The sequence below is a fragment of the Cysteiniphilum halobium genome (assembly GCF_003574425.1).
GTDB classification, from domain to species: domain Bacteria; phylum Pseudomonadota; class Gammaproteobacteria; order Francisellales; family Francisellaceae; genus Caedibacter; species Caedibacter halobius.
The window spans coordinates 43806-68071 of sequence record NZ_QLIU01000064.1; the positions used below are offsets into that span (position 1 = coordinate 43806).

Annotated in this window: 28 protein-coding genes; 20 read left to right on the forward strand and 8 right to left on the reverse strand. The window is 39.4% G+C overall.

The annotated features are described in order from the left end of the window. Positions 1 to 143: 143 nt before the first annotated feature. The 6 genes from tolQ to ybgF all read left to right on the forward strand — a co-directional run bounded on the left by tolQ (position 144) and on the right by ybgF (position 5013). Positions 144 to 839, forward strand: coding sequence for a protein TolQ (tolQ, locus tag DNK85_RS10245; RefSeq protein WP_119329468.1), 696 nt, complete (start codon positions 144 to 146; stop codon positions 837 to 839). Further along, positions 839 to 1270 carry a protein TolR gene (gene tolR, locus DNK85_RS10250; protein WP_162896674.1) on the forward strand — a complete coding sequence of 144 codons (432 nt, stop codon included), beginning with the start codon at positions 839 to 841 and terminating at the stop codon, positions 1268 to 1270. The genes tolQ and tolR overlap by 1 nt, the downstream gene beginning before the upstream one ends. Before the next feature lie 11 nt (positions 1271 to 1281). After that, the gene (gene tolA / locus DNK85_RS10255) at positions 1282 to 2232 is read left to right on the forward strand and encodes a cell envelope integrity protein TolA (RefSeq protein ID WP_119329469.1); all 951 of its coding nucleotides are present in this window, start codon (positions 1282 to 1284) and stop codon (positions 2230 to 2232) included. A gap of 5 nt (positions 2233 to 2237) precedes the next feature. Beyond that, positions 2238 to 3566 carry a Tol-Pal system beta propeller repeat protein TolB gene (gene tolB / locus DNK85_RS10260; RefSeq protein ID WP_119329470.1) on the forward strand — a complete coding sequence of 443 codons (1329 nt, stop codon included), beginning with the start codon at positions 2238 to 2240 and terminating at the stop codon, positions 3564 to 3566. A gap of 62 nt (positions 3567 to 3628) precedes the next feature. Next, the gene (locus DNK85_RS10265; protein ID WP_119329471.1) at positions 3629 to 4285 is read left to right on the forward strand and encodes an OmpA family protein; all 657 of its coding nucleotides are present in this window, start codon (positions 3629 to 3631) and stop codon (positions 4283 to 4285) included. A gap of 11 nt (positions 4286 to 4296) precedes the next feature. Then, a complete protein-coding gene (gene ybgF / locus DNK85_RS10270) occupies positions 4297 to 5013 on the forward strand; it encodes a tol-pal system protein YbgF (RefSeq protein WP_162896675.1) in 717 nt (238 codons plus the stop codon). Positions 5014 to 5016: 3 nt separating this feature from the next. Here ybgF and DNK85_RS10275 read toward each other — a convergent pair whose 3' ends face one another. The 3 genes from DNK85_RS10275 to DNK85_RS10285 are packed head-to-tail and all read right to left on the reverse strand — an operon-like array spanning position 5017 to position 8096. Next, the gene (locus tag DNK85_RS10275) at positions 5017 to 6147 is read right to left on the reverse strand and encodes a hypothetical protein (protein ID WP_119329473.1); all 1131 of its coding nucleotides are present in this window, start codon (positions 6145 to 6147) and stop codon (positions 5017 to 5019) included. Then, positions 6128 to 7381, reverse strand: a complete 1254-nt coding sequence (locus tag DNK85_RS10280) for a sensor histidine kinase (RefSeq protein ID WP_119329474.1) — start codon at positions 7379 to 7381, stop codon at positions 6128 to 6130. The genes DNK85_RS10275 and DNK85_RS10280 overlap by 20 nt, the downstream gene beginning before the upstream one ends. Positions 7382 to 7403: 22 nt before the next feature. Then, complete coding sequence (locus DNK85_RS10285; RefSeq protein WP_162896676.1) at positions 7404 to 8096, reverse strand: response regulator transcription factor; 693 nt, start codon at positions 8094 to 8096, stop codon at positions 7404 to 7406. Between the two features lie 158 nt (positions 8097 to 8254). On the opposite strand from DNK85_RS10285, the gene DNK85_RS10290 reads away from it, so the two are divergent. Continuing rightward, complete coding sequence (locus tag DNK85_RS10290; protein ID WP_119329476.1) at positions 8255 to 9205, forward strand: SPFH domain-containing protein; 951 nt, start codon at positions 8255 to 8257, stop codon at positions 9203 to 9205. Between the two features lie 20 nt (positions 9206 to 9225). Beyond that, positions 9226 to 9654: an NfeD family protein gene (locus DNK85_RS10295; protein WP_119329477.1), complete on the forward strand. Its 429-nt coding sequence runs from the start codon at positions 9226 to 9228 to the stop codon at positions 9652 to 9654. Between the two features lie 2 nt (positions 9655 to 9656). Here the strand turns inward: DNK85_RS10295 and DNK85_RS10300 are convergent, their stop codons facing one another. Further along, the gene (locus DNK85_RS10300; RefSeq protein ID WP_119329478.1) at positions 9657 to 10550 is read right to left on the reverse strand and encodes a cation diffusion facilitator family transporter; all 894 of its coding nucleotides are present in this window, start codon (positions 10548 to 10550) and stop codon (positions 9657 to 9659) included. A gap of 364 nt (positions 10551 to 10914) precedes the next feature. On the opposite strand from DNK85_RS10300, the gene gltX reads away from it, so the two are divergent. The 12 genes from gltX (at position 10915) to DNK85_RS10360 (ending at position 20539) form a co-directional block, all read left to right on the forward strand. Next, on the forward strand, positions 10915 to 12342 hold the full coding sequence (gene gltX / locus DNK85_RS10305) for a glutamate--tRNA ligase (RefSeq protein WP_119329479.1): 1428 nt from the start codon (positions 10915 to 10917) through the stop codon (positions 12340 to 12342). 12 nt (positions 12343 to 12354) lie between these two features. Further along, positions 12355 to 12636, forward strand: a complete 282-nt coding sequence (locus DNK85_RS10310) for a hypothetical protein (RefSeq protein ID WP_119329480.1) — start codon at positions 12355 to 12357, stop codon at positions 12634 to 12636. A gap of 217 nt (positions 12637 to 12853) precedes the next feature. Continuing rightward, positions 12854 to 13231: an ATP synthase subunit I gene (locus tag DNK85_RS10315; protein WP_119329481.1), complete on the forward strand. Its 378-nt coding sequence runs from the start codon at positions 12854 to 12856 to the stop codon at positions 13229 to 13231. 27 nt (positions 13232 to 13258) lie between these two features. Continuing rightward, a complete protein-coding gene (gene atpB, locus DNK85_RS10320) occupies positions 13259 to 14044 on the forward strand; it encodes a F0F1 ATP synthase subunit A (RefSeq protein WP_119329482.1) in 786 nt (261 codons plus the stop codon). A gap of 93 nt (positions 14045 to 14137) precedes the next feature. Beyond that, on the forward strand, positions 14138 to 14443 hold the full coding sequence (locus DNK85_RS10325) for a F0F1 ATP synthase subunit B (protein ID WP_117002281.1): 306 nt from the start codon (positions 14138 to 14140) through the stop codon (positions 14441 to 14443). Between the two features lie 38 nt (positions 14444 to 14481). Then, complete coding sequence (locus DNK85_RS10330) at positions 14482 to 14952, forward strand: F0F1 ATP synthase subunit B (protein ID WP_119329483.1); 471 nt, start codon at positions 14482 to 14484, stop codon at positions 14950 to 14952. Between the two features lie 11 nt (positions 14953 to 14963). Then, complete coding sequence (locus tag DNK85_RS10335; protein ID WP_119329484.1) at positions 14964 to 15500, forward strand: F0F1 ATP synthase subunit delta; 537 nt, start codon at positions 14964 to 14966, stop codon at positions 15498 to 15500. 24 nt (positions 15501 to 15524) lie between these two features. After that, positions 15525 to 17066 (forward strand): F0F1 ATP synthase subunit alpha, encoded by a 1542-nt coding sequence (gene atpA / locus DNK85_RS10340; protein WP_119329485.1) that lies wholly within the window; start codon positions 15525 to 15527, stop codon positions 17064 to 17066. 12 nt (positions 17067 to 17078) lie between these two features. After that, positions 17079 to 17957: a F0F1 ATP synthase subunit gamma gene (gene atpG, locus DNK85_RS10345; RefSeq protein ID WP_119329486.1), complete on the forward strand. Its 879-nt coding sequence runs from the start codon at positions 17079 to 17081 to the stop codon at positions 17955 to 17957. Positions 17958 to 17975: 18 nt separating this feature from the next. Further along, complete coding sequence (atpD, locus tag DNK85_RS10350; protein ID WP_119329487.1) at positions 17976 to 19352, forward strand: F0F1 ATP synthase subunit beta; 1377 nt, start codon at positions 17976 to 17978, stop codon at positions 19350 to 19352. A gap of 12 nt (positions 19353 to 19364) precedes the next feature. Beyond that, entirely contained in the window at positions 19365 to 19817 is a 453-nt protein-coding gene (locus DNK85_RS10355; protein WP_119329488.1) for a F0F1 ATP synthase subunit epsilon, read from the forward strand. 68 nt (positions 19818 to 19885) lie between these two features. After that, the gene (locus DNK85_RS10360; RefSeq protein ID WP_119329489.1) at positions 19886 to 20539 is read left to right on the forward strand and encodes a DNA-3-methyladenine glycosylase; all 654 of its coding nucleotides are present in this window, start codon (positions 19886 to 19888) and stop codon (positions 20537 to 20539) included. A 98-nt stretch (positions 20540 to 20637) separates the two neighbouring features. Here DNK85_RS10360 and DNK85_RS10365 read toward each other — a convergent pair whose 3' ends face one another. The 4 genes from DNK85_RS10365 to DNK85_RS10380 all read right to left on the reverse strand — a co-directional run bounded on the left by DNK85_RS10365 (position 20638) and on the right by DNK85_RS10380 (position 24167). Further along, positions 20638 to 21621 carry a TDT family transporter gene (locus tag DNK85_RS10365; protein WP_208123169.1) on the reverse strand — a complete coding sequence of 328 codons (984 nt, stop codon included), beginning with the start codon at positions 21619 to 21621 and terminating at the stop codon, positions 20638 to 20640. 89 nt (positions 21622 to 21710) lie between these two features. Continuing rightward, positions 21711 to 22586, reverse strand: a complete 876-nt coding sequence (locus DNK85_RS10370; RefSeq protein WP_119329491.1) for a LysR substrate-binding domain-containing protein — start codon at positions 22584 to 22586, stop codon at positions 21711 to 21713. Positions 22587 to 22611: 25 nt separating this feature from the next. Further along, complete coding sequence (gene glpX / locus DNK85_RS10375) at positions 22612 to 23577, reverse strand: class II fructose-bisphosphatase (protein WP_119329492.1); 966 nt, start codon at positions 23575 to 23577, stop codon at positions 22612 to 22614. A 206-nt stretch (positions 23578 to 23783) separates the two neighbouring features. Further along, positions 23784 to 24167: a PD-(D/E)XK nuclease domain-containing protein gene (locus DNK85_RS10380; protein ID WP_119329493.1), complete on the reverse strand. Its 384-nt coding sequence runs from the start codon at positions 24165 to 24167 to the stop codon at positions 23784 to 23786. Positions 24168 to 24266 lie beyond the last annotated feature (99 nt).

A 24266-nucleotide genomic window follows, 5' to 3' on the forward strand; every position in this document is an offset into this window, starting at 1 on the left:
CAATAACCTAATTTAACTTGTGTTTTAGTAAATTTAAATTTGACGCCATTCATCGAAAGAAATCCGCCGTAATTTCCTTTGGTAATTTATGTAATCATAATACAATAAAGCACCTGTTTTACTTAAGTTTAAAAGGATCATGTGTGTCCAATAATATGTCTTTCTGGCATTTGATATTAAATGCTGACGTTGTCGTGCAGTTAATTATGTTGATTTTAATTGTCGGATCTATCTGGTCGTGGGCAATTATGATTCAGCGTTATCAGGTGCTGAAATCTGCCAAAGTTGAAGCAAGATCCTTTGCGAAACGCTTTTGGTCGAGTGGCAATATCAATAAAGTTTACCAAGAGCTGCAACATAATAAACATAAAAATCACGGGTTATCTTATCTTTTTAGCTGTGGCTTTCGTGAGTTTATGCGCCTACGTAAGCAAGGGACACTGCATGGTGATGTTGTTTTGGAGGGTGTTGAGCGCTCGATGCGTGTAGCAATGATGCAAGAGAGTGAGAAGCTTGAGCACCAAATTTCGCTATTAGGAACGATTGGTTCTATTGCTCCTTATGTTGGTTTATTAGGAACAGTATGGGGTATTATGGCATCCTTTACTGCACTAGGTGGTGTTGAGCAGGCTACTTTGTCGATGGTTGCACCACATATTGCCGAAGCGCTTATTGCTACTGCTTTGGGGTTGTTTGTAGCAATTCCTGCGGTGGTCGGTTATAACCGTTATTCGCGTTTGGTAGATGGGGTATTACTGGAGTATGAAAACTTTCAAGATGAGTTATGTACTTTGCTTTATCGTGAAGCTTATAAATCTGAGATAAGCGAGGAAGTATAATGCGTCGAAGAACTTCGCGTCGCACCAAACGTAAAGCCATGGTTGAGATCAATGTCGTACCTTATATTGACGTGATGTTGGTTTTGTTGATTATCTTTATGATTACTGCACCGATGTTAACACAAGGGGTGAAAGTTGATTTACCACAGGCGCAAGCAAAAAAAATTCCACCTTCTGATCAAAAGCCTTTGATCGTAACGGTGAATCAACAAGGTCACTATTTTATTAATCGCAACGATGAACAAAATGCATTAACGGCAAGTCAATTAAGCCAGTTTGTTGCCACAACTTTAGCACAAGACAAAAATAAACAGGTCTATGTCCGTGGTGATAAGAATGCAAGCTATGGTCAGGTGGTTAAGGCCATGGTGTTGTTGCAAAAAGCAGGTGTTGCCAGTGTTGGGTTGGTGACTGATGATACCAAAGAGTAAGTAGTTTATTGATGATAGATAAGTCAAAGCAATCACATAAATTAAAGAAGTTGCAAGCACTTATTAAACGGTTTTATCTGGCAGCAACGGCAACCCCTGAGCGTTTAAGCTTTTGCTATTCGGTATTATTGCATTTGGCATTGTTGGTTGGCTTAATTGTTATTGCGGGTATTTTGCAAACAAAAAAGAATACGCTTAATCTCTCTGGGGCACGCAAGGTTGTTACGTTAAATGCGCATGAGATTGTACAAGCAACAGCGATTTCAAGCAACAGTGTGGATCAACAGGTGGCAGCATTTAACCAAAAACAGCAGCAATTACATAAAGAGCGACTTGCCAAAGAGCAACAGCGTCAACAGAAAATTAAAGCTATTGAGCAAAAGATTGCAAGAGCACGCGCTGCTGAGATAAAGCGTCAAGAAGAATTGAAAGCAGCGGAAGTTGCCAAGCAAAAGGCATTAGCAGAAGCTAAGTTAAAAGCAGAGGCTGAAGCTCGTGCTAAAGAAGAGCAAAAACAAAAAGCCTTAGCACAAGAAAAAGAAGCAGTGCGTAAAGCGCAAGCAGAGAAAGAAAGAGAGGCGAAAGCCATGGCAGCACGTAAAGCGGCATTAGATGCTTTAAGGCAGTCTGCGCTAAATGATTTAAATGCGCAAAGTGCTGAAGCTACTGCGCAAAATGCAACGGAAAAAGCCCTACAAGTTTATGCTAGTTCCTATAAAGCGCGGATTGAAGCGGTATGGATAATGGATGATTGTCGCAAAATAAGTGCGGAGCATTTGCCAACCGTGATGGTGGTTCCAGGGAGTAATCCCGTGATCTCAATCTCTAGTGGCAATGCACAGTGCGATCGTTCGTTACTACTGGCATTTAGGAATGCACAAGCACCAAACTTACCGCAAGATGCACGTGCCAGAGAGCTTATTGCACAGGGTATTGATTTTAAATTTGGACAACAAGGGTGATAAATATGCGCAAAATGATACAAATATATTGGATGATTTTTTTAACATTCATCGCGGTCTGCTTAGCACAGGCGCGTTTAAGCATTAACATTACCCAAGGAGTATCACAACAAATCCCGGTAGCGGTGACACCATTTAATGGTCAGATGATTAAAAATAGCCAGTTGCCCAATGGGATTGCGGCAGTTATTGCCGATGATCTACGCAATTCTGGGCGGATTGAATCGCAAACAACAAATTTTCCGCAATACATTGATATTGATAATGTAAAACAAATTAACTGGTCAAAGTGGTCAGCAGATTATGTATTAGTTGGGAAAATTGATAAAAACAATGGTCGCTATAATATCACTTATGAATTGGCTAGTAAGCTTAGTGGTAGCGTACTAAGCGCACGTAAATTTACTGATCTTCAGGAGAGTCAGCTGCGACTATTAGCGCATACGATTAGTAATTATATTTATGAGGCGATTACTGGTAGTAAAGGCTATTTTACGTCAAAACTGGCCTATGTTGATGTGGAGAATCCTTATAATGTGAAAAAGGCTGTTTATCAGTTGGTTGTATCTGATTATGATGGATTTAACCCGCATGTGCTGTTGCGTCAAACTAAAGAGCCGATTATGTCTCCCACTTGGTCGAAAGATGGCAAATATCTTGCCTATGTCAGTTATCACAAAGGCAGTATGGCAATTTATACGATTGGAGTGTATACCGGTGTGCGTAAAAGAATTGCTAATTATGAAGGGATTAATAGCTCACCGGCATTCTCACCAAATGGTCAAACCTTGGCAATGGCCCTATCTCAAGGCTATTCTGAGAATACTAATATTTACTTAATGAACTTAAATAATGATAAGTTATATAAGAAGCTTACTTTAAATGGTATTAACACGGCGCCAACGTTTTCACCATCAGGGAGGGAGATTGCATTTGTTTCAAATCGAGGCGGTAATCCACAAGTTTACACAACCGACATTGATAGCAAATATCCGGCCTCAGAACGCTTAACTTATGGCGCAAAACAAGCATTTGACCCGCAATACACACCAAATGGCCAAAGTATTGTTTTTATGTATCAGAAAGATAGTAGTTCAGGTACGCAAATTGCTAAAGTGGATTTAAGGGATAAGAATGTTACTGTGCTAACGCATGGTTCAATGGATTCATCTCCCAGTGTCTCACCAGATGGCAATATGATTATCTACGCGCAAGGTCAGCCTTCAGGAGGGGCAAATTTAGCGATGGTGTCGATTGACGGCAAGGTTCAAATTAGCTTACCATCTAACACACAAGGCACAATTCAATCGCCGGCATGGTCACCAGCTGTTTAAAGGTGTGACTCGTAAAAAAAAGATCAACCAAATAAAGAAGAACTAGAGACTTAAGGAACACGATGAAATTAAGAATTAAAAAAACCTCTTCACTTGCGGTGGCAGGCATTTTGTCTGTATTATTGATTGCAGGCTGTGCTTCACAGCGTCAAGCGCCTATTGAGGGCATTGGTCCTGAAGGTGGGGCTGGGGTATCAGCTCATGGCAGTGGTGTCGAAACCAATGCACTAGGTCAAGCAGGCAGTTTGGATAGTCAGAGTATTGCTGATCTGCAAAGTCAGATTGCTAATATTGGTCAATATACACCAGCCGAGCAGCAGGCAATGATAACGGCATTAAATAGTATGAGTTCATGCAAAACAGTTTACTTTGCCTTTGATAGCACAGCATTGACCAATGATGCAAAAACATGCCTAAATCAAGTAGCCAGTTACTTATTGAAATACAACCAGCCATTGCGTTTGGCAGGACATACTGATCCACGTGGCAGTGAGAAATATAACTTAAACCTTGGGCAGCGTCGTGCCGATAGTGTGCGGCAATATTTATTACAACAAGGAGTTAATGGTAGCCAGTTGTGTACCGTAAGCTATGGCAAATCACAACCCGTGGCCGCCCCTTCACAGTTTTATGGTGAGATGACAAAAGCTCAGGCACAACAGCATGCCTATTATTTAGATCGACGTGCCGAGCTTGACTTTGGACAAACTTGTGGTTAGTGCATATGTGTATGATGTTCAAGAAAACAAAAATTATTAGCATTGGCATGATGGCAATGGCTATACTGCCGTGTATGAGCTTTGCTAGTGTTGCGTCAGCAGACGTTCAAGCATTACAATTGCAAATAAGCAAACTTAATAACCAAGTACAATATCTTATTAATCAACAAGCAAATGCAACTAATCAGAACTTTAATCAAAAACTAGATGATTTGCGTGGTAAGATTGAAGTCAATAGTTATAAAATAAGTCAGCTAAATGATGTTGTTTCAACAAAGTTAACTGCTTTTGAAAAAGAGATTGAAAGTCTTAAGGCTGAAGTCAATAAACCATCACCAAAAGAGCTTAAACTACAGCAAGATAATGCGGCCTTTGATAAAGCAAATAGGGCACTACTTGCCAAAAACTATAAAGATGCAAAGGTTCTTTTCAAACAATATCTTAAAGCGTATTACAACGGTGAGCATTATTCAGAGTCATTGTACCTATTAGGACAAGTATATCTCATTGATGGCAATATTGATGATGCTTATAAACAGTTTAAAACGATTGTGACACGTTACCCTAAAAGCATTAAAATTGCTGATGCTACTTATGCTTTAGCATTATTGGAATTAAGCAAAGGTAATACAAAGACAGCCAAAATCTATTTAGAACGTGTTGTTGAGAAATATCCGCATGCAGATGTGGCTGAAAAAGCGAAGGGGCAGCTTCATAAGTTGAAATAATAATCAAAATATCACGTTTAAAATCTGTAAAATTGTCCATACCATAACTCCTGTTAATACATAGAATACGCTAAAAGCAAACACTTGACTGCGTTTAAACTCATTCAATAATTTATCGATACAAATGCCAATAATAAAAGCGTAAGTGAGAAAGGCAATGGTTTGATCGATTATAAACAGTGAGCTAAAGAATAAGTTAATGTTCATCTCGCTGCTTAAATACAGTAGGCTCAACAATATGGAGGAGCTAACACAAAAGATTACGATAAGCAAAATAGCCAGTTGCGTTTTGAGCTTTTTGATGCTAGCAACGTAGCAAATAATCGCCGCCAGCAAGAGATTAATGGGAGCGGTTTTTAAAAATAGACTGGGTGTTAAGTAATCGCTGTAACTTGCAAGTGCTTGGAACTTGATTTTATCTAAATAAATAGATACTACCGTGATAAGAGTGGCAATTGCAGCGGTTTTGAAAAATACGCGAGAGTGACGCATAAGATAAAAGATATTAATAAACAAATGATCAGTATAGCTATGATATGCTGCTTTTCGTTCCATATTTACTCTGCAAAAAAGCAAAGTAGCAGCACTGATAATAATAAAAACAGCACAAAACAATAGAAAATAGGGATTATCAATCAAGTGGCGATAGCCATAAGTGGCATTAAAAAAAGCAGTCAAAATGGCGGTTTTAATTGCATAAGTGATAGAGATCACAAAAAAACGGTACTTAGCAGGCGCTGCCGCCCATAAATTCAAGATAATCAGCACAAAGATAATATTTGTTAATGACATTGACACCACAGAAAATAAAAGACTAATAAAGTTAAAGTGATAATAAAGTATAAGTGTTGATATGAATTGTAACGCAAGACAAATAGATAATAGGCGCTTGTGGTTAAAGCTTCGCGAGAAAATATTTAAAAAAGGTAACAAAAAAAAGCCCAGTGAAAACAAGCTTACCAGTAAGAAATGATAGGTAGATGTGTATAACCGACTGTTGTAGTAAACATCATGTAAGGCGACCTTTTGAATGATAAAAGCAGAATACAAGGTAAAGGCAATACCTGAAGATATTAAACAGCAAAGTAGTAATAGTACATTGAGCTGCCATGCCCTAGATGATAATCTGAACATTAAGCCCCCCATTTTTAGCGTTGTTAACTTTCAGTTTTCCTTGGTGAATATCAATAATTTCTTTGGTAATTGCAAGACCTAAGCCATTACCTTTTTTTTCTGACGATCCTGTATAAAAAGGTGTAAATATATTGTTGATTTCACTATTTGGAATACCTGGACCATTATCAAGAATATCGATAATAAGCGATGGTTTGGTTGCCTCTTGTGGTCTTGTTTGTAAAGTAACTAAAACCTCCGTGGCATGCTTAAGTCCGTTATTGATAATATTATTAATAGCACGTTTGAATGCAGGTCTTTTAAGGTCTAGCTCTAAATCATCATCCATTTGGTTAATAAGGCGTACATTTTTATTATGTTCGATGTACTCGGCAATGATTTCATCAAAGAAATCACAGACATTGGTTTGCTCAAATTGAATGCCGTTTAACCAGCTCTCTTTGGAGAAAAGGACTAAATCGTCTAGCATATGATTGATCTCTTGAATATCACGTTGATCTTTGAGTGACAGGGCACTTTGATCTTGTAGGCGGCGTCCTTGAATGCGTGCTAAAGGAGTTCTGATATCATGGCAGGTCATTGCAAGAAGTTTGTTCTGATAAGTTAATACATGATTGATTCGATTTTGCATAAAGTTGAACGTATCAGCGGTTTCCTTGGCAAAAATACCATGACGCATTTGTAAAGGCGTTGCTTCAAGGCGCAGCCCCATATCTTGTGCAAAGCGTTGAAATTCAAAAAAAGGAATACTCCATTTGATTTGGATTAAAAATAACACAATAAATATTAGCAACACACCAACAGCGAGGCCAAAAACAATACTTACAGGTGTATTAAGCTGAAATTTTGAGTAATAAATCACATTAAGCCAGGTACCATTGCTATTTAAAAAACTCTCACATTTATGAATGGGTTTTTCAACTTTGTTTAAGAGTTGTGAGATGCCTAGCTCGGTACAGGATGGAAAAGTGGAATAAAAAGCAAAGCGATCATGAATATAGTTATCCTCATTCATTTCAATATTGGCAAAATCAAATAAACTTAGGGTTGAAATATCATTTTGTTTTGTTGCGTCATAATTTTTGATCTCAGCCGATCGTTGAAAATGAGTTCCAGAATAAACATAGTAACAAGAGGTGATAAATTGCAACAGAATCAGGAGAAACGCACAACTTATCCCAATATGAAAGGCTTTTTTCTGACTGCGAATGACTTTACGAAGATTAATATTCATGGTGCTTTAATCTGCTAGTAGTTTAGTTTTTTAGATCAAATAAGTAGCCAGAGCCTTTTATTGTCTGGATGTAGCTTGATCCATCTTTATGGTTATTATCAAGCATTTTGCGCAAGCGACTAATACGGATGTCAATCGTACGATCAAACTCTTCAAATGGACGTTTCAAAAGTGCTTCAAAGGTTTGCTCGCGTGAGACGGTTTCGCCTTTGTGTTGATATAAATACTCAAAAAGTTCATAAACAGCAGGAGTGAATTTGACTTCTTCTCCATTAGGGTAAGTCAGGGTGCGTTTATTAGGAGAAATGACCCAGTCGTCTGTCTCAATTGCACCATGAGTATTGTTGATTGTGCTACCTCGGCGACGTAAGACTGTTTTGACGCGAACAAGTACCTCTCTCGGGTTAAAGGGTTTACTGATATAATCATCAGCACCAACCTCAAGTCCTAAAATGCGATCAAATGCTTCTCCAGCTGCTGATAAGAAGATCACAGGTACGCTGGATTTTTTCCTCAGTTCACGACAGACTTCAAGACCATCGATTTTTGGCATCATCACATCAAGAATTACTAATGAGAAATCGCGTTTATGAAAATCCTCTAAAAAACTTAAACCATCCTCAAATACAGCGGTATCAAAATGGTTTTGCTGAAGGTAACTAGCAAGTCCTTCACGAATATCTAATTCATCATCAATAATAGCAATAGTATCCATAGCAAACATATATATCGTAGATGACTGTGCGTTTCAGTGTAGATGTTTTTTTTAAGTTGTAAAACAAATCAGGGGGATTTACTACAAATGCTTGGAAAATAAGGTGAAATTAACTTACACTTTATCGATGAAAGATTGATATACAGGAGTAATTTAAAATGGCACTTCATTCATTGATTCCTATTGTGATTATTGTTTTAGCTATCGTCTTTGTTTTTACTTCAGTTAAAGTGGTGCCACAGGCTTCTGAATTTGTGGTTGAACGTTTTGGACGATATTATAAAACATTGCACCCAGGTTTAAATATCATTTTCCCATTGATTGATCGTGTACGTAGTCGCGTGAGTTTAAAGGAAACCGTGTTAAATGTCAGACAGCAGGAGGTCATTAGTCGAGATAACGCCAGTGTACAAGTCGATGGTGTTGCGTTTTTCCAAGTGCTTGATGCTAAAAAAGTTACGTATGTGATTAATGATTTGCCTTTGGCATTAGAAAACTTGATTATGACCAATATCCGTACGGTTTTAGGCGGAATTGATCTAGATGAAATGTTGTCAAATCGCGATTTTATGAATGCCAAACTATTGTCGGTTTTAGATGAGGCAACTGATCCGTGGGGGGTTAAAATCGTCCGTGTTGAGATAAAAGATATTACACCTCCACGCGACCTATTAGATGCAATGGCGCAGCAGATGAAAGCAGAACGTGAAAAACGCGCTGAGATCTTGCGTGCTGAAGGGGTGCGCCAAGCTGCTATTTTAAAAGCTGAAGGTGAAAAACAATCCGAAATTCTTGCCGCAGAAGCACAAAAAGCAAAACAGGCCTTAGAAGCTGAAGGTTATAAAGAAGCACAATTTCGTGAGGCTGAAGCGCGTGAACGAACAGCTCAAGCCGAAGCAGTGGCTACTGAGACTGTTTCAAATGCCATTGCCAAGGGAGATATTCAAGCAATTCAGTATTTTGTGGCATTAAAATACATTGAAGCGGTTGGTGCGATTGCCTCATCGGATAATAGTAAAACGATTATGATGCCATTAGAGGCGTCAAATATCATTGGCTCTGTCGGAGGAATCAGTGAGTTATTAAAGTCGATGCAGGTTAAAGCATAACAAAATAGGATGGGTAGAATATGTTGTATTGGCATTGGTGGATTTTGATGGGTGTTTTGTTGATTATTGAGATTTTCACCTTGACGATGTTTTTCTTGTTTTTTGCCATATCAGCCCTTTTTATGGGGGTGATCATGTGGTTCTATCCAGGCTTGCCGATCAATTGGCAATTGCTATTTGCGGGTATCTTTGCATTAGGCTCGATGCTATTGGGGTACTATGTTTTGAAAAAGCGTAAGCAACAAAACAATGCTCACCTTGATATCAATGATCGTTTGGGGCGCTATATTGGTAAGGTTGTTAAGATCACACAAGAGAGTCACTCAGGTGTTGCCAAGGCAAAAATTGGTGATACTGAATGGCGCGTCTTGGTCGAGGATGCCAAGGTTGGTGATTCAGTTGAGATTTTAGAGGTTCAGTCAACCAGCTTTGTTGCACGGAAGGTATGAGATTAGATACTTAGGTAAACATAAACGACATTTTCTTTATGCTGATCCTTATAATGCTTTAGTAGGGTTGCTTTTAAATGACGTAGTTCTTGAGTTGGCAAAGTTTGAGGAAGTTTTAGATGCAGATCGACAAATAAAAACCGCCCAGATTGGGTAACGATACTGTTTTGAATGCTTAGCCCTTGGTTAGAGCAAATCAAATTAGCAGCGTTGGTGATTTTCTCACGTAACTCAGAAGAGACGGATGCATCTAATAAGTTAAGCCCCGCTTCCTTTATCAGTTTTAATGGTTTGATTGTGATCACTAGCCCCATGATAATAGCAACAATCGGGTCGATATAGATGGCAATATTTGGCAAGCCAAAAAACACCAATATCAAAGCAATAGCAAGAGAGATATCAACAGAGGCACTGAGTAAGGCGTCAGCTTTCCATAACTCAGCATCAGCATGCAATATTTTTGAGCCCGTTTTACGAGCAGCATTACGCACATAAAAATACATTATGCTGCAAGTAAGCGTGCCAGTGATAGAAGCGATAAAGGCAAATAAATAATTAGGTGTGACGGCATGAGTCATAAGATTAACAATCGCCATAATGATAACGCTTGCGGCAACGATTAAAATAAATCCAGCTTGTAAAAGAACAAACACAGGCTCTAAGCGATGATAACCATAAGGGTAACGTTTGTTAGCAGGTTGATTAATTTTTTTGATGACATAGAGTGGAGCGGCATAGATCAATAGCGTAATGACTGAATAGCCGACGTCTAGTAGTACAGTTAAGGACTGTGCGAAATAGACAATGACTAGGCTAAATAGCACGTAAACAATAGAAAGAATAAAATTAACTTTGAGGGTTTTAGCCTCAATTATTTGTGAAGTTTGAGTGCTCATGATTCTACCTTAAGCGTGATGGTATTGGTTTTATATTTACGATGGGTATAGACGTCAAAGCTGCGAGTTACAGCAAAAAAACGCTAAGGATTTTTGAGTAAATAAATAATATGTGAGGATGAATAACTATTGTTGATATGGCAACTGTAGATGAAAGACATATAAAAGTGGCGTAGTGTTATGCCGAAAATTGCTTAAAAGTGGTTTATTGTAGCAGCTCTTTGCTAAAAGATGAAAGATAGAATGCAAGTCTTGACGATAACATCATGGTTTATTCATACAGTGTTTTCCAGTACACTGTTAGCGTTTCTCAATAAGTACTATTTTTTGATTAAAGACAAAATAAATAATTAAGGTAAATAACGTGACTAAAAAAGTAAAAACGCGTTTTGCTCCAAGTCCTACGGGGTATTTGCATGTTGGTGGTGCAAGAACAGCACTTTTTTCGTGGGTTTATGCACGTAAAAATAATGGCGAGTTTGTATTACGTATTGAAGATACTGATCTTGAGCGTTCAACACCAGAGGCTGTACAGGCAATTTTAGATGGAATGGATTGGTTGGGGCTATATGCAGATAGTGCGCCATACTATCAAACTGAGCATTTTGAGCGCTACCACGCGGTTATTGATCAGCTTTTAGCAGAAGGAAAAGCATATCGCTGCTATTGCTCGCGCGAGCGTCTGGATCAATTAAGAGAAACACAAATGGCAAATAAACAAAAGCCGCGCTATGATGGACATTGTCGTCATCTTGATGCCAATAAAGAAGATATTTCGAAACCTTATGTTATTCGTTTTAAGAATCCAGAGGACGGTGTGGTGAGCTGGATCGATGCGGTTAAAGGCGAAATCACGATTGCCAATAGTGAGTTGGATGATTTGATTATTAAGCGCTCAGATGGTGCGCCAACATATAATTTTTGTGTAGTTGTTGATGATATGGATATGCAAATTACCCATGTGGTGCGTGGTGATGACCATGTTAATAACACGCCAAGACAGATTAATTTATATCATGCTTTGAATGCCAACGTGCCCATATTTGCACATGTCCCGATGATTTTAGGAGATGATGGCAAGAAACTCTCTAAACGCCATGGTGCGGTTAGTGTCATGCAATATAAAGAAGAGGGTTATTTACCTCAGGCATTGATTAATTACCTTATTCGCTTGGGTTGGTCGCATGGTGATCAAGAGGTCTTTAGCATGGATGAGATTTTAGAATACTTTGAACTAGATGATATCAATGCCTCTGCCTCAGCGTTTAATACAGAAAAATTAAACTGGCTTAATCAGCACTATATGCGTCATTTGCCAACAGAAGAAGTGGCAAAAGAGCTAACTTATCATTTCCAAGCTCAAGGTTTAGATGCTAGTAAAGGTCCTGCGTTTGATGTGCTGATTCCGGTGATGGCAGAAAAAGTAAAAACTTTGAAAGAATTTGCAGAACAGTCTGCTTATTTTTACCGTGAGTTTGATAGATTTGATGAGAAGTCTGCTGCTAAGCACTTAGTTAACGATGCGTCAACTGTGCTTCAGTATGTCAAAAACAAGGCAAAGGAATTAGATGATGAAAGTTGGCAAGATGAAGTTGAATTGCATCATTTACTGAAGGAAACTGCAAGGGAGTTAAATCTTGGTATGGGTAAAGTTGGCATGCCAGTGCGTGTCGCTGTTACCGGCTCTGGGCAGTCGCCTGATATTGGGTTAACTCTGAAGTGGCTTGGTAAAGAGCGCGTGATTTTACGGTTACAAAAAGCTATTGATTTTATTAATCAGCAAAGGTCATAAAAGATAGTGTATATGACACACTGGACACATCCAATACGGCTCGGCATACTAAGTGCTCAAACGTGGTTGGAGAAAATAAATGACATGCTAGCTGAGAGGTTAAATAAAATCACTCTTTATACACTTTTTGTTGGCATTGTTTCTATCGTTTTTGCAATGATATTGACCTATTATGTCCCCGTCGTGAAGCAATCACATCTTGCGATTTTGGTTGGTGAGGTAACTCTAGTAATTCCATGGCTTGTGTTTATCGCTTGTTTGCTGTTATCACTCTTTCAAAGTTCAAATCATTAGATACAAAGTATCTGTATAATATTTATTGCATGAAGAGTTTTTAATAACCAAGTGCCAAACTTGGGAGACATTTGTTATAAAATCAAGGTTGTCTGCTTGAAAAACAGACTGATGCTTGTGTTAATAGCCTTTACATAATAAAGAACACTTTTCGCTTGCACCGATAGCTTACGCTCTATATACTGCTTGGCGTAAAATTAAGGGATAAAGTCTAACGATGCTAGCAAACCGTAAACTATATAAAAGGCACTTTTTTGCTTTCCAAATGATTCTTGTAATCTTGGGGAGCTTGGTATGTCTTTTATGGGGTAAAAGCTATGCCGTTGGTTTCCTGTTAGGCTCGTGTTTGATGTTTGTAGCCAATATTATTTTTCTATTACGTCTTTTTTTGCGCAAAGCGCAATATCATCCTTTCAAAGAAGTGTGCATTTTATATGCCTGTGAGTTTGCAAAGTTAGTCATGGTTGCTATGGGGACCGTGCTTATTGCAATTTATGTGCAACCAAAATTTCTACCATATATTGCGGGTCTTTTGGTGCTACAACTGGCAATGTGGTTTATGCCGCTTTTTATGAAGTTAACCCATTTAAAATAAACCCTAAAAAAATAAGAGAAGAGTGATATGGCAGGAGAAAGCTTAACTTCTTCAGAATATGTAAGGCACCATCTTCACCATTGGCAGGTGAGCTTGGGTGATTCTTCATTCTGGACGCTAAACTTAGACACACTTTTAGTCAGTATTGTATTGGGCGTGTTTTTCTTAAGCTTAATGTATTTAGCAGCAAGAAAAGCAAGTTCAGACACACCAGGTAAGTTCCAAAATGGGGTCGAGCTCATATGTGAATGGATCGATGGTGCGGTGGCTGATACTTATCATCATAAGCGTGACTTTGTCACACCTTTAGCGATTACAATTTTCGTATGGGTATTGTTGATGAACTTTATGGATTTGATTCCAGTAGATCTTGCAGGGCGCCTGATCGTACTTTTTGGTGGTTCGTCTGAAGCGTATTTTAAAATCGTGCCAACGGCAGATCCTAACTTGACCTTTGCATTATCATTGAGCGTCTTTATTTTGATTATCGGTTACAACCTTAAAGCTAAAGGTGGCTTTGGTTTGCTAAAAGAAATTTTAAGTGCACCATTTGGCATATGGGCTTTTCCATTAAATATCGCCTTTAGAATCATTGATGAAGTCGTTAAGCCGTTGTCATTATCACTGCGTTTGTACGGCAACCTGTTTGCAGGCGAGCTGATTTTTATCTTGATCGCTTTATTGCCATGGTGGATTCAATGGACACTGGGTGGGTTGTGGGCGATTTTCCACATCTTAGTTATCGTGATCCAAGCGTTTGTATTTATGATGCTAACGGTGGTCTATCTCAATCTTGCACAAGATGATCATTAATTAAGAATTAAGAATTAAGAATTAAGAATTAAGAATTAAGAATTAAGAATTAAGAATTAAAAATTAAAACAAAAACCAACTAAGGAGAAAAAAATGGAAATGTCATTACAAGTACTAGGTCAACTAAACGGTCTAACAGCGATTGCCGTTGCGTTATTAATCGCTTTGCCTGCATTAGGAACTGCGATCGGCTTTGGGGTGTTAGGCGGTAAGTACCTAGAGGGTGTGGCACGTCAACCTGAATTAAGCGGTATGTTGTTAGGTCGTATGTTCATTGTAGCGGCTTTTGTTGATGCATTTGCGGCAATCTCAATTGCTATTGGTTTCTTGGTTCTTTATGCAAACCCATTGGCGATCAACGGTTTAGCAGAAGCTGCAACAAAAGCACTAGGTGCATAATTGACGATAAATCCTGAACATATCCACAAGGAGAAATCATGGATATTAATATTACCTTAATCGGCCAGATGATCACATTTATCATCTTTGTCGGTTTTACCATGAAATTTGTTTGGCCACCGCTGAAAAAGGTGATGGATGAGCGTCGTGCGAAGATTGCAGATGGTCTTGCATCCGCAGATCGTGCGGAAAAAGAGCTTGAAGTTGCTAAAAGAAAAGCACAAGAGCTAATCCATGAAGCAAAAGCGCAAGCGACTAAAATTATTGAGCAAGCAAATATGCGTGCGATGCAAATTGATGAAGAAGCCAAAGAAGCAGCACGTGTTGATGCAGATCGTATTCGTAAAGCCGCTAATGATGAAGCTGAAGCGCACATGATTGCAATGAAGCAAAAACTACGCAAAGAAGTCGTAGGTATTGCAGTTGCTGGTGCTGAGAAGCTTATTGGTAAAAACATTGATATGACCACCAATAATTACTTATTGGAAGAAATGGCAGCTGAACTTTAAGAGGTACGATCATGGCAGACTTAACTCAGATTGCAAGACCTTATGCCCAAGCTGCTTACGAGTATGCTAAGACACATAATGCCGTTGCAAACTGGAATATTATGCTACTTAATCTGTCAGAATGTGTGATAGATAATCAGGTTGCATTGTTGCTTGATAATCCTGCCTATTCACAGTCAGATGTATCCCTACTGATATTTGATGTCTTAAAAGATGTGCTTGATGAGCATGGTAAGAATTTTGTCAAATTGGCTGCAGAGCATAATCGTTTGACAGTTATGCCAACGATTTATCAGTTGTTTTTGTTACATAAAGCCGAAGATGAGCAAGCTAAAAAGGCAAAGATCACAACGGCGTTTGAAACCTCTGATGCAGAGATTCAAAAATTAAAAACAAAACTTGAGCAAAAATATCAGTGTGCAATTGAAATTGACGTGGCAGTTGATGCAAGTTTAATTGGTGGAGCAACGATTGAGATAGGGGACCATATTATTGATGGTTCGGTCAAAGGCAAGCTTCAAAAATTACAGCACGAGCTACAAGCTTAAACAAGATTAATAGGAAGAAAGACTATGCAGCTTACTCCAGCAGAAATTAGTGAATTAATAAAAGAGCGTATTGCCAAGTTTGACAACGCGCCACAAACAAAAACAGAAGGTACCATTGTTTCTGTTTCCGATGGGATTATCCGTATTCATGGCTTAAATGAAGTTGCCGCCGGCGAAATGATTGAGTTACCAGGCGGGGTTTATGGTTTAGCCCTTAACCTTGAGCAAGACTCTGTCGGTGCCGTTGTCTTGGGTGATTACGAGCATATTCAAGAAGGTCAAAAAGCGTATTGCACAGGACGTATTTTAGAGGTCCCTGTCGGTGAAGCATTATTAGGTCGTGTTGTTGATGCATTGGGTAATCCCATCGATGGCAAAGGTGACATCAAAACAGACGTCACTTCACCTGTTGAAAAAGTTGCCCCAGGTGTAATTTGGCGTCAATCAGTTGATCAGCCAGTACAAACAGGTATTAAAGCAATTGATGCGATGGTACCAATAGGGCGAGGTCAACGTGAATTGATTATCGGTGATAGACAAACCGGTAAAACAGCGGTGGCAATCGATGCGATCATCAATCAAAAAGATACGGGTGTGAAATGTATTTATGTTGCAGTTGGCCAAAAAGCTTCATCAGTAGCTGATGTTGTACGTAAACTAGAAGAGCATGATGCCTTAGCGCATACGATTATCGTTGCTGCTAATGCTTCAGATTCAGCTGCATTGCAATATTTAGCACCTTATGCTGGCTGTGCAATGGGTGAGTATTTCCGTGATCGCGGTGAAGATGCTTTGATCATTTATGATGATTTAACAAAACAAGCATGGGCATATCGCCAGATTTCATTGTTGTTACGCCGTCCACCAGGACGTGAAGCGTATCCTGGGGATGTTTTCTATCTTCACTCAAGATTATTAGAGCGGGCTGCTCGTGTGAATACTGAGTACGTTGAACAAGCAACAAATGGTGAAGTCAAAGGTAAAACAGGTTCGTTAACTGCATTGCCGATTATTGAGACGCAAGCAGGTGATATCTCGGCATTCGTTCCAACGAATGTTATTTCAATTACTGATGGTCAGATCTTCTTAGAGACTGATCTATTTAATGCGGGTATTCGTCCAGCGATAAATGCGGGTAACTCAGTTTCGCGCGTGGGTGGATCAGCGCAAACTAAGATCATTAAAAAGCTTGGTGGTGGTGTGCGTTTGGCACTAGCGCAATATCGTGAGCTTGAGGCGTTCTCACAATTTGCCTCAGATTTGGATGATGCGACACGTGCACAATTAAAGCGTGGTGAGCGTGTGATGGAGTTGATGAAGCAAAAGCAATTCTCACCTTTAAGCATCGCTAAAATGGCATTGTCACTATATGCTGTTGATAAAGGTCATTTAGATGAAATTGAACTAAGCAAAGTCGGATCATTTGAAGCAACATTACATGCCTTTGCTGAAAGTCAACACAAAGCCTTGCTTGATGAGATCAACAAGACGTGCAACTATAACGATGAGATTGCTGCTCAACTTGATAAAGTGATCAAAGAGTGCAAAGAAACGCAATCTTGGTAATAGGAGGGTATCATGTCTGGTAGTCGTGAAATACGTACTAAAATTAACAGCGTTAAGAATACCCAGAAAATTACGCGAGCAATGGAGCTGGTAGCAGCGAGTAAAATGCGCAAGGCACGTGATCGTATGGAGGAGGCAAGGCCTTATGCCCATTATGCCCTTGATATTATTCATCACGTTGTGCGCGCGAGTATGGAGTATACACATCCATACTTCCAAGAACGTGAAGTTAAGCGTGTTGGTATGGTCATTATCTCAACTGATCGCGGTTTGTGCGGTGGCTTGAATATTAATCTGTTTAAAAAAGTATTAAAGTCGATTAAGCATTATCAAGATCAGAAAATTGAAGTTGATCTGTGTCTAATTGGTTCTAAAGCTGAGAGCTTTTTTAAGCGTTTACGTAAGGTGAATATTGTTTCTGTCGCAAACTTTCACAATGATAGTTCAGTAAGCTCGATCACTGGTGCTGTTTCAGTGATGGTGAAGGCGTTTGATGAGAAGAAGATTGACAGTTTAATTCTCTTTAGTAATAAGTTTGTTAACACAATAAAACAACAGCCAACCAAAGAACAGCTGTTACCAATTGCCAAGCCAAAAGAGGGTGCTGTAAAGGAGGATAAATCTATTACAGGGCATTGGGATTATTTGTATGAGCCAGGGGCAAAGGCTGTATTAGATGTATTGCTAGTGCGTTATGTTGAGTCACAGGTTTATTGCGGGTTGGTTGAGAATCTTGCTTGCGAGCAGGCAGCAAGAATGCTAGCGATGAAAAATGCAACTGACAATGCAGGTGATATTATTAATTCATTGAAGCTGCAATATAACAAAGCACGTCAAGCAATGATTACGCAAGAGCTCGCGGAGATTGTCTCCGGTGCGGCGGCAGTTTAAATTTAAGAGGACATGAAAATGAGTATGGGTAAAATTAGCCAAATTATCGGTGCGGTGATTGATGTAACTTTCCCGCGCGATAATGTGCCAAAAGTTTATGATGCATTAATTGTTAATGAAACAGGATTAATATTAGAAGTGCAGCAAGAGATCGGTGACGGTGTGGTACGTTGTATCGCAATGGGTTCATCTGATGGGTTAAAGCGAGGACTTCACGTTAAAAATACGGACGCACCCATTTCTGTTCCTGTCGGTCATGGTACTTTGGGGCGCATTATGGATGTATTGGGTAATCCGATTGATGAATGTGGTCCAGTGCAGTGTGATGAAAGACAGCCAATTCACAAAAAAGCCCCTGCATTTGAGGATCAAGCACTAAGTGCTGAAATTCTTGAAACAGGCATTAAAGTAATTGACCTTATTTGTCCATTTGCTAAAGGTGGTAAAGTTGGTTTGTTTGGTGGTGCGGGTGTTGGTAAAACCGTGACAATGATGGAGCTTATCAACAACATTGCTAAAGAACATAGTGGTTTTTCTGTGTTTGCTGGTGTTGGTGAGCGTACGCGTGAAGGAAATGACTTTTATCATGAGATGAAAGATTCTAACGTATTAGATAAGGTATCATTGGTTTACGGGCAAATGAATGAGCCGCCAGGTAACCGTTTGCGTGTGGCACTAACAGGATTAACCATTGCTGAGAGCTTCCGTGATGAGAATCGTGACGTGTTGATGTTTATCGATAACATCTACCGTTATACATTAGCAGGTACAGAAGTATCTGCACTTTTAGGACGTATGCCATCTGCCGTTGGTTATCAGCCAACGCTTGCCTATGAAATGGGTGTATTACAAGAGCGTATTACCTCAACTAAAACCGGTTCAATTACCTCTGTTCAGGCAGTATATGTACCAGCGGATGACTTAACGGATCCATCACCTGCGACAACTTTCTCGCATTTGGATGCAACGATCGTATTGTCACGTCAAATTGCTGAGTTGGGTATCTATCCTGCAGTTGATCCATTAGACTCAACTTCACGCCAATTAGATCCATTAGTCGTTGGCCAAGAGCATTATGAAGTAGCCCGTGGTGTGCAACAAACGTTACAACGTTATAAAGAGCTAAAAGATATTATTGCGATTCTAGGGATGGATGAATTATCTGAAGAAGATAAATTAATCGTATCACGTGCGCGTAAGATCCAACGCTTCTTGTCGCAACCGTTTCACGTTGCGGAAGTCTTTACGGGTAATCCTGGGAAGTACGTGCCAGTGAAAGATACGATTGCAAGCTTTAAAGCGATTATTGCTGGTGAATACGATCACTTACCTGAACAGGCTTTCTATATGGTTGGAACCATCGAAGAAGCGATTGAAAAAGCAAAGTCAATCTAAGAGGTATCAGTGATGTCTGATAAACTGCTCAAAGTCAATGTGGTTAGTCAAGAAGGCTCAGTCTATGAGGCACAAGCCAAAATGGTTAGTCTCAGAGGTACAGAAGGGGAGATGGGTATTGCCTTTGGTCATACGCAACTTCTATCGACCTTACCACCTGGTGTCGTCCGCATTGAACGTGAAAATAATGAGAAAGATACGCTTTATATTTCTGGTGGTATCTTGGAAGTTCAACCACATCAAGTAATTATCCTCTCTGATGTGATGGAACGCGCTAAAGATCTTAATGAAGCGGCTGCCGAAAAAGCACGCCAACAAGCTGAAGAAGCATTAAAGAAAGCGCGTGATAGCGACAAAGTGGAAGTCGAGGAAGCGCGTCAAATGCTTGCTGAGGCTGAAGCACGCTTAAAAGCACTTAAAATTCTTAAAGGGGTTAATGCCTACTATAACGATGATAGTAAATAAGACAGTGACTCATTGTGATCAACAAGCCAAGTAAATGTGATGAGTGAAAAGGTTTCGGAATTAGATTGATGAGACTAACATCAGACTTCTTTGACTGTGATGCAGTAGTGCTTGCACAAAAACTAATCGGCATGCTGATTTGTAGAAAATACAACGGTATAACACTGAAAGCACAAATTATAGAGACTGAGGCTTATGCGGTAGATGATAAAGCAAGTCATGGTTCGCTTGGATTCACAAAAAAGCGCCAGGCATTGTTTATGGCACCAGGAACTATCTATATGTATTATTCAAGAGGATCCGACTCTTTTAACATCTCTGCAAAAGGTAAAGGTGCAGCGGTGCTTATTAAGTCAGCCATTGTCCCTGATGTGATGCTCAATGATGAGAAGGTAGTGAGCGTTATGCACCGACTTAACCCAGTCAATGATAGAAAAAGAGATGTGTTGAGGCTTTTATCGGGGCAGACACTTCTATGTAAAGCCTTAAATATTACAGTAAAAGAATGGGATCAGAAGCAGTTTAATGATGATCTTTATCTTGAGGACCAACAGTATACCCCTGCATGTATCATCGCAACAAATAGACTTGGCATTCCCCTTCATCGAGATGCTGATCTTATGTATCGTTATATTGATCATAACTATGTGACTCGATCAACGAAAAACCCATTGACGATGAGAGTAAAACCAGTATATGAACTGATAAAACCCAGAGGATAAGGGGTTTTTTAAAAAATAATTTCCTAATTTTGAAACTAAGGCGAATGAGTGGTGTGCTTGAACAAATTTGGTCGTGACCTTTATTTTGATGCTATATGTTAATTGATAGGAGTTGCTTGAGCAATAAATAAATTTTCAATCACAAGATGGTAGAAGTATTTCCAGGCAACATAACCAATGACCAATGCGGCAATGATAAGTTCAAACACTGCTAAATAATGGATTTCGCTGACATATTGTGGTGCAAGGTTTAAGGTGTGCTCTGCCCAGTAAGCAGTTTTAAACAGTGCGGTTGAGCCGATTGCCATTGGGAACGTAAATGCCGCAAATCCAGGAGAGAAGCTTAAGCTCATTAACTTCACAAAACTTAAGTAGATCATTGCGGTCATTAATATAGCGATCCCGAATAACAACATGACAATGACAGGAGATGGATCTTGGGTGACGGTTAAGTATCCTGCTAGTGATAAGCTTGCAGGTGCTGCAAAAATTGCAATAGTAGGTTTGGCTGCATCAGGAATCTCATGTGTAAACATTACGCGATATAGCATTGCTGGTAACAAGATAGCATAACTAACTAAGCCAAAATATAATAACACTGTGGCAAGTGGCTGTAACACTCCACCAGGGAAAGCAACGTCTGCAACAATAATGCCTACAGGCGGCACAAACCATGATGGCACCATGTGGTGTAATTTAAATTCACGCATGCGATGATAGATAAATGCTGCTAAAAAGAGTAAGTGAATACTAACAGCAAAGATCCATACGAGTTCAGCAGCAAGGTGACTTGCATAGTTGATGCTATTGGAAATTATCATCAATGCCATAGCAAAAGTAGGTACGACACTACCAACAACAGGGTGAGCAAGGTCCTGGCTAAGTTTTTGTGGCCAAACGATAAATTTAGCAGCGACAAATAATAATAAAATCCCAGCAATAATAGCTGAAGCAATTTGTAAGCCATGGTGTGCTGATAATGCATTTTCAGCACACCAGCCTAAACCTGAGATGCCAAGAGCTAAGCCTGCCATTGGTGTGGGAACTTTTTCTAAAAAACCATGTAATTTCTGAGTCATCATAGAACACCTATATATGTATTGTTATGGTGTTAGTTTATGTTGACTCTTATATAAATAAAATTTGTTAAATTTTATGGGTTAGATTGAAATTATTTATTATTGGTAACCCAATCTAACCATTCTTCGGTGAGCTCTGAGATGTGCGCACGCTTATTCTGTACAATGATTAGATCCCTTTCAAGTATTACTTCAGGGCAGTTGAGGATATGAATATTTGATTGATTGTGTAGAGCAGATAGTGAGATACAACCAATCGCCTGACTATTTAACACAGCGAGAATAATTGCCTCACTACTACCTAATTCCAAAAATAGATTCAATTGATAATCAAATAGTGGCAGCATGGTTTGTTCAATTAATGTTCGACTACCAGAACCTTTTTCCCGTAGAATAAATTGGTGCTTTTTAAGTGTTTTAATGTCAATGGTTTTTTCTTTCGCTAAATGGTGATCTTTATGCACAAAGAGTTTTAACTCATCCTTGGCAAAGGCAAAACAGTTTGTTTGGTTACTCAAACTGGCACTTTCAATAAACCCCAAATCAGCCTGATGTGAAATCACTGATTCAATGACGTGTTCACTATTACTAATACTAAGTGATAGTTCCACTTCTGGATGTTTTTGTTTAAAGGATGACATCAATGGTGGCAAAATATAATTGCCAATGGTGTTGCTTGCTGCAATATGCAAACTGCCAATGAGTGCTTGTGTGTGTTTGAAAAAATGTTCAATTTTATCGGTGGCCTCTAACAGCTGCATTGCTTTAGGGTAGAGTTGTTGTCCGTAATGATTGAGTATAATTTTTCGATCAACACGATCAAAAAGCTTAACACCAAGCTGATTTTCAAGCGTTGATAGTGCCGTGCTTAATGCAGGTTGTGTTAGATTCAAGCTCTCTGATGCCTTGGTAATACTGCTATGTTTGGCAATTGCAGCAAAGATAAGTAATTGTTTATGTGAAAGCATATTTTACCTGATACCTAGATATGAGTTATAAATACTCAAAGCCTTTTTTAAAGTTGAAATTATGCTCTGCCTCAATATGTCTTACAGTGCCTGAAAGCGAGCGCATTACAAGGCTATGGGTTTGTGCAAACTTACCTTTGCGTTTAACCCCTTTAAGCATTTGACCATCAGTAACACCTGTTGCGGCAAATAAGACATTCCCAGAAGCTAAGTCATTTAAATGATAGATCTTACTTAGATCCGTGATCCCCCATTTCTTAGCACGTGCTTTTTCATCATCGTTTCTAAAAATAAGGCGACCTTGCATTTGTCCACCTAAACAACGAAGAGCTGCAGCAGCAAGTACCCCTTCAGGTGCGCCACCTGTGCCTATATACATATCTATCCCGGTATTTTCTTGTGCGGTAGCAATGACTGCTGAAACATCACCGTCACTGATAAGGGTAATGCGAGCACCTGCTTCTCGGACTTGGCGTATAATGTCTTCATGACGTGGACGCTCTAAGATACAGACAACTAAAGCTTCAATTGGGACTTGTTTAAATTGGGCAAGATTTTTTAAATTTTGTGCTGGTGTTGCATTAATATCAATAATATCCGCAGGCATGCCATGCCCTCCTACGGCGATTTTTTCCATATAGACATCAGGTGCATTTAAAAATCCACCATCTTCTGCCATAGCAATTACTGCTAAGGCGTTAGAGCCACCTTTGGCAGTAATGGTTGTACCCTCTAAGGGGTCAAGTGCAATATCAACTTTAGGACCACCTTTGCCAACCTTTTCCCCGATATAAAGCATTGGTGCTTCATCGCGTTCACCTTCACCAATGACTACTGTGCCATCGATATCCAGACCATTTAAAGCGCGACGCATAGCATCAACTGCAACTTGGTCAGCAGCTTTCTCATCTCCCCGACCCATCTGGCGCCAAGCAGATAAAGCAGCAGCTTCGGTAACACGGACGGTTTCTAGTGCTAAATTACGATCCATTATTCTATCCCTTAGTTTGTGTGAGCACTGCCAAAACGATTACAAAGAATTCAGTGCTTGTTGAAAATCGCCAGTATTGTAACAATTGTGTGGTTAAAAGGGTATGGATTTTCAGGAAATCAGACCGACAAATTACGAGGTCTATGTAACAACGTTATGGCACACCTAGAGGAAAATGCCACTTGCTTACGTCATCTGCAAATAATTCACGATTGGTACAGCTCAGCCTCTAATTCAGCAACATTACGTTCTTGTGTATCAAAGCTTATGCCAACAAGATAAATAGGCTTAGCCAGAGCAAGGTATTTCTCAGGATATTTTCTTACTTTGATCTGTTCTATTGCGGTCTTGGCATCACCTAGTTTAGCGAGTTTAAATTCGATAATGATGATTTTGTCATGCATTATTATCGTTAAGTCGAGTTTACCATGGTTGGTGACGTCCTCTGGTATTGTGTCATAGCCCAAAGCGCTTAAGAAGCTATAGACAATACTGGCATAAAACCCTTCATATTGATCGATCTGGTTGTTGCGATACCAATCATTTGGAATAGATACCCACGGGCTAAACCCGTGGTACTTAAGCGGCAAGCCGCTGCATAACTACGTTATGCGTTACAGATCAAGTTCGATCTGACCTGAATCCTCTTGCCCTTGATGCTGTACATATTTCATAATCGTTTCCTCATC

Coding starts and splice junctions, on each gene's coding strand:
- tolR (WP_162896674.1), top strand. CDS start 839: ATGCGTCGAAGAACTTCGCGTCGCACCAAACGTAAAGCCATGGTTGAG.
- tolA (WP_119329469.1), top strand. CDS start 1,282: ATGATAGATAAGTCAAAGCAATCACATAAATTAAAGAAGTTGCAAGCA.
- tolB (WP_119329470.1), top strand. CDS start 2,238: ATGCGCAAAATGATACAAATATATTGGATGATTTTTTTAACATTCATC.
- DNK85_RS10265 (WP_119329471.1), top strand. CDS start 3,629: ATGAAATTAAGAATTAAAAAAACCTCTTCACTTGCGGTGGCAGGCATT.
- ybgF (WP_162896675.1), top strand. CDS start 4,297: ATGATGTTCAAGAAAACAAAAATTATTAGCATTGGCATGATGGCAATG.
- DNK85_RS10275 (WP_119329473.1), bottom strand. CDS start 6,147: ATGTTCAGATTATCATCTAGGGCATGGCAGCTCAATGTACTATTACTA.
- DNK85_RS10280 (WP_119329474.1), bottom strand. CDS start 7,381: ATGAATATTAATCTTCGTAAAGTCATTCGCAGTCAGAAAAAAGCCTTT.
- DNK85_RS10285 (WP_162896676.1), bottom strand. CDS start 8,096: ATGGATACTATTGCTATTATTGATGATGAATTAGATATTCGTGAAGGA.
- DNK85_RS10290 (WP_119329476.1), top strand. CDS start 8,255: ATGGCACTTCATTCATTGATTCCTATTGTGATTATTGTTTTAGCTATC.
- DNK85_RS10295 (WP_119329477.1), top strand. CDS start 9,226: ATGTTGTATTGGCATTGGTGGATTTTGATGGGTGTTTTGTTGATTATT.
- DNK85_RS10300 (WP_119329478.1), bottom strand. CDS start 10,550: ATGAGCACTCAAACTTCACAAATAATTGAGGCTAAAACCCTCAAAGTT.
- DNK85_RS10310 (WP_119329480.1), top strand. CDS start 12,355: ATGACACACTGGACACATCCAATACGGCTCGGCATACTAAGTGCTCAA.
- DNK85_RS10315 (WP_119329481.1), top strand. CDS start 12,854: ATGCTAGCAAACCGTAAACTATATAAAAGGCACTTTTTTGCTTTCCAA.
- atpB (WP_119329482.1), top strand. CDS start 13,259: ATGGCAGGAGAAAGCTTAACTTCTTCAGAATATGTAAGGCACCATCTT.
- DNK85_RS10325 (WP_117002281.1), top strand. CDS start 14,138: ATGGAAATGTCATTACAAGTACTAGGTCAACTAAACGGTCTAACAGCG.
- DNK85_RS10330 (WP_119329483.1), top strand. CDS start 14,482: ATGGATATTAATATTACCTTAATCGGCCAGATGATCACATTTATCATC.
- DNK85_RS10335 (WP_119329484.1), top strand. CDS start 14,964: ATGGCAGACTTAACTCAGATTGCAAGACCTTATGCCCAAGCTGCTTAC.
- atpA (WP_119329485.1), top strand. CDS start 15,525: ATGCAGCTTACTCCAGCAGAAATTAGTGAATTAATAAAAGAGCGTATT.
- atpG (WP_119329486.1), top strand. CDS start 17,079: ATGTCTGGTAGTCGTGAAATACGTACTAAAATTAACAGCGTTAAGAAT.
- atpD (WP_119329487.1), top strand. CDS start 17,976: ATGAGTATGGGTAAAATTAGCCAAATTATCGGTGCGGTGATTGATGTA.
- DNK85_RS10355 (WP_119329488.1), top strand. CDS start 19,365: ATGTCTGATAAACTGCTCAAAGTCAATGTGGTTAGTCAAGAAGGCTCA.
- DNK85_RS10360 (WP_119329489.1), top strand. CDS start 19,886: ATGAGACTAACATCAGACTTCTTTGACTGTGATGCAGTAGTGCTTGCA.
- DNK85_RS10365 (WP_208123169.1), bottom strand. CDS start 21,621: ATGATGACTCAGAAATTACATGGTTTTTTAGAAAAAGTTCCCACACCA.
- DNK85_RS10370 (WP_119329491.1), bottom strand. CDS start 22,586: ATGCTTTCACATAAACAATTACTTATCTTTGCTGCAATTGCCAAACAT.
- glpX (WP_119329492.1), bottom strand. CDS start 23,577: ATGGATCGTAATTTAGCACTAGAAACCGTCCGTGTTACCGAAGCTGCT.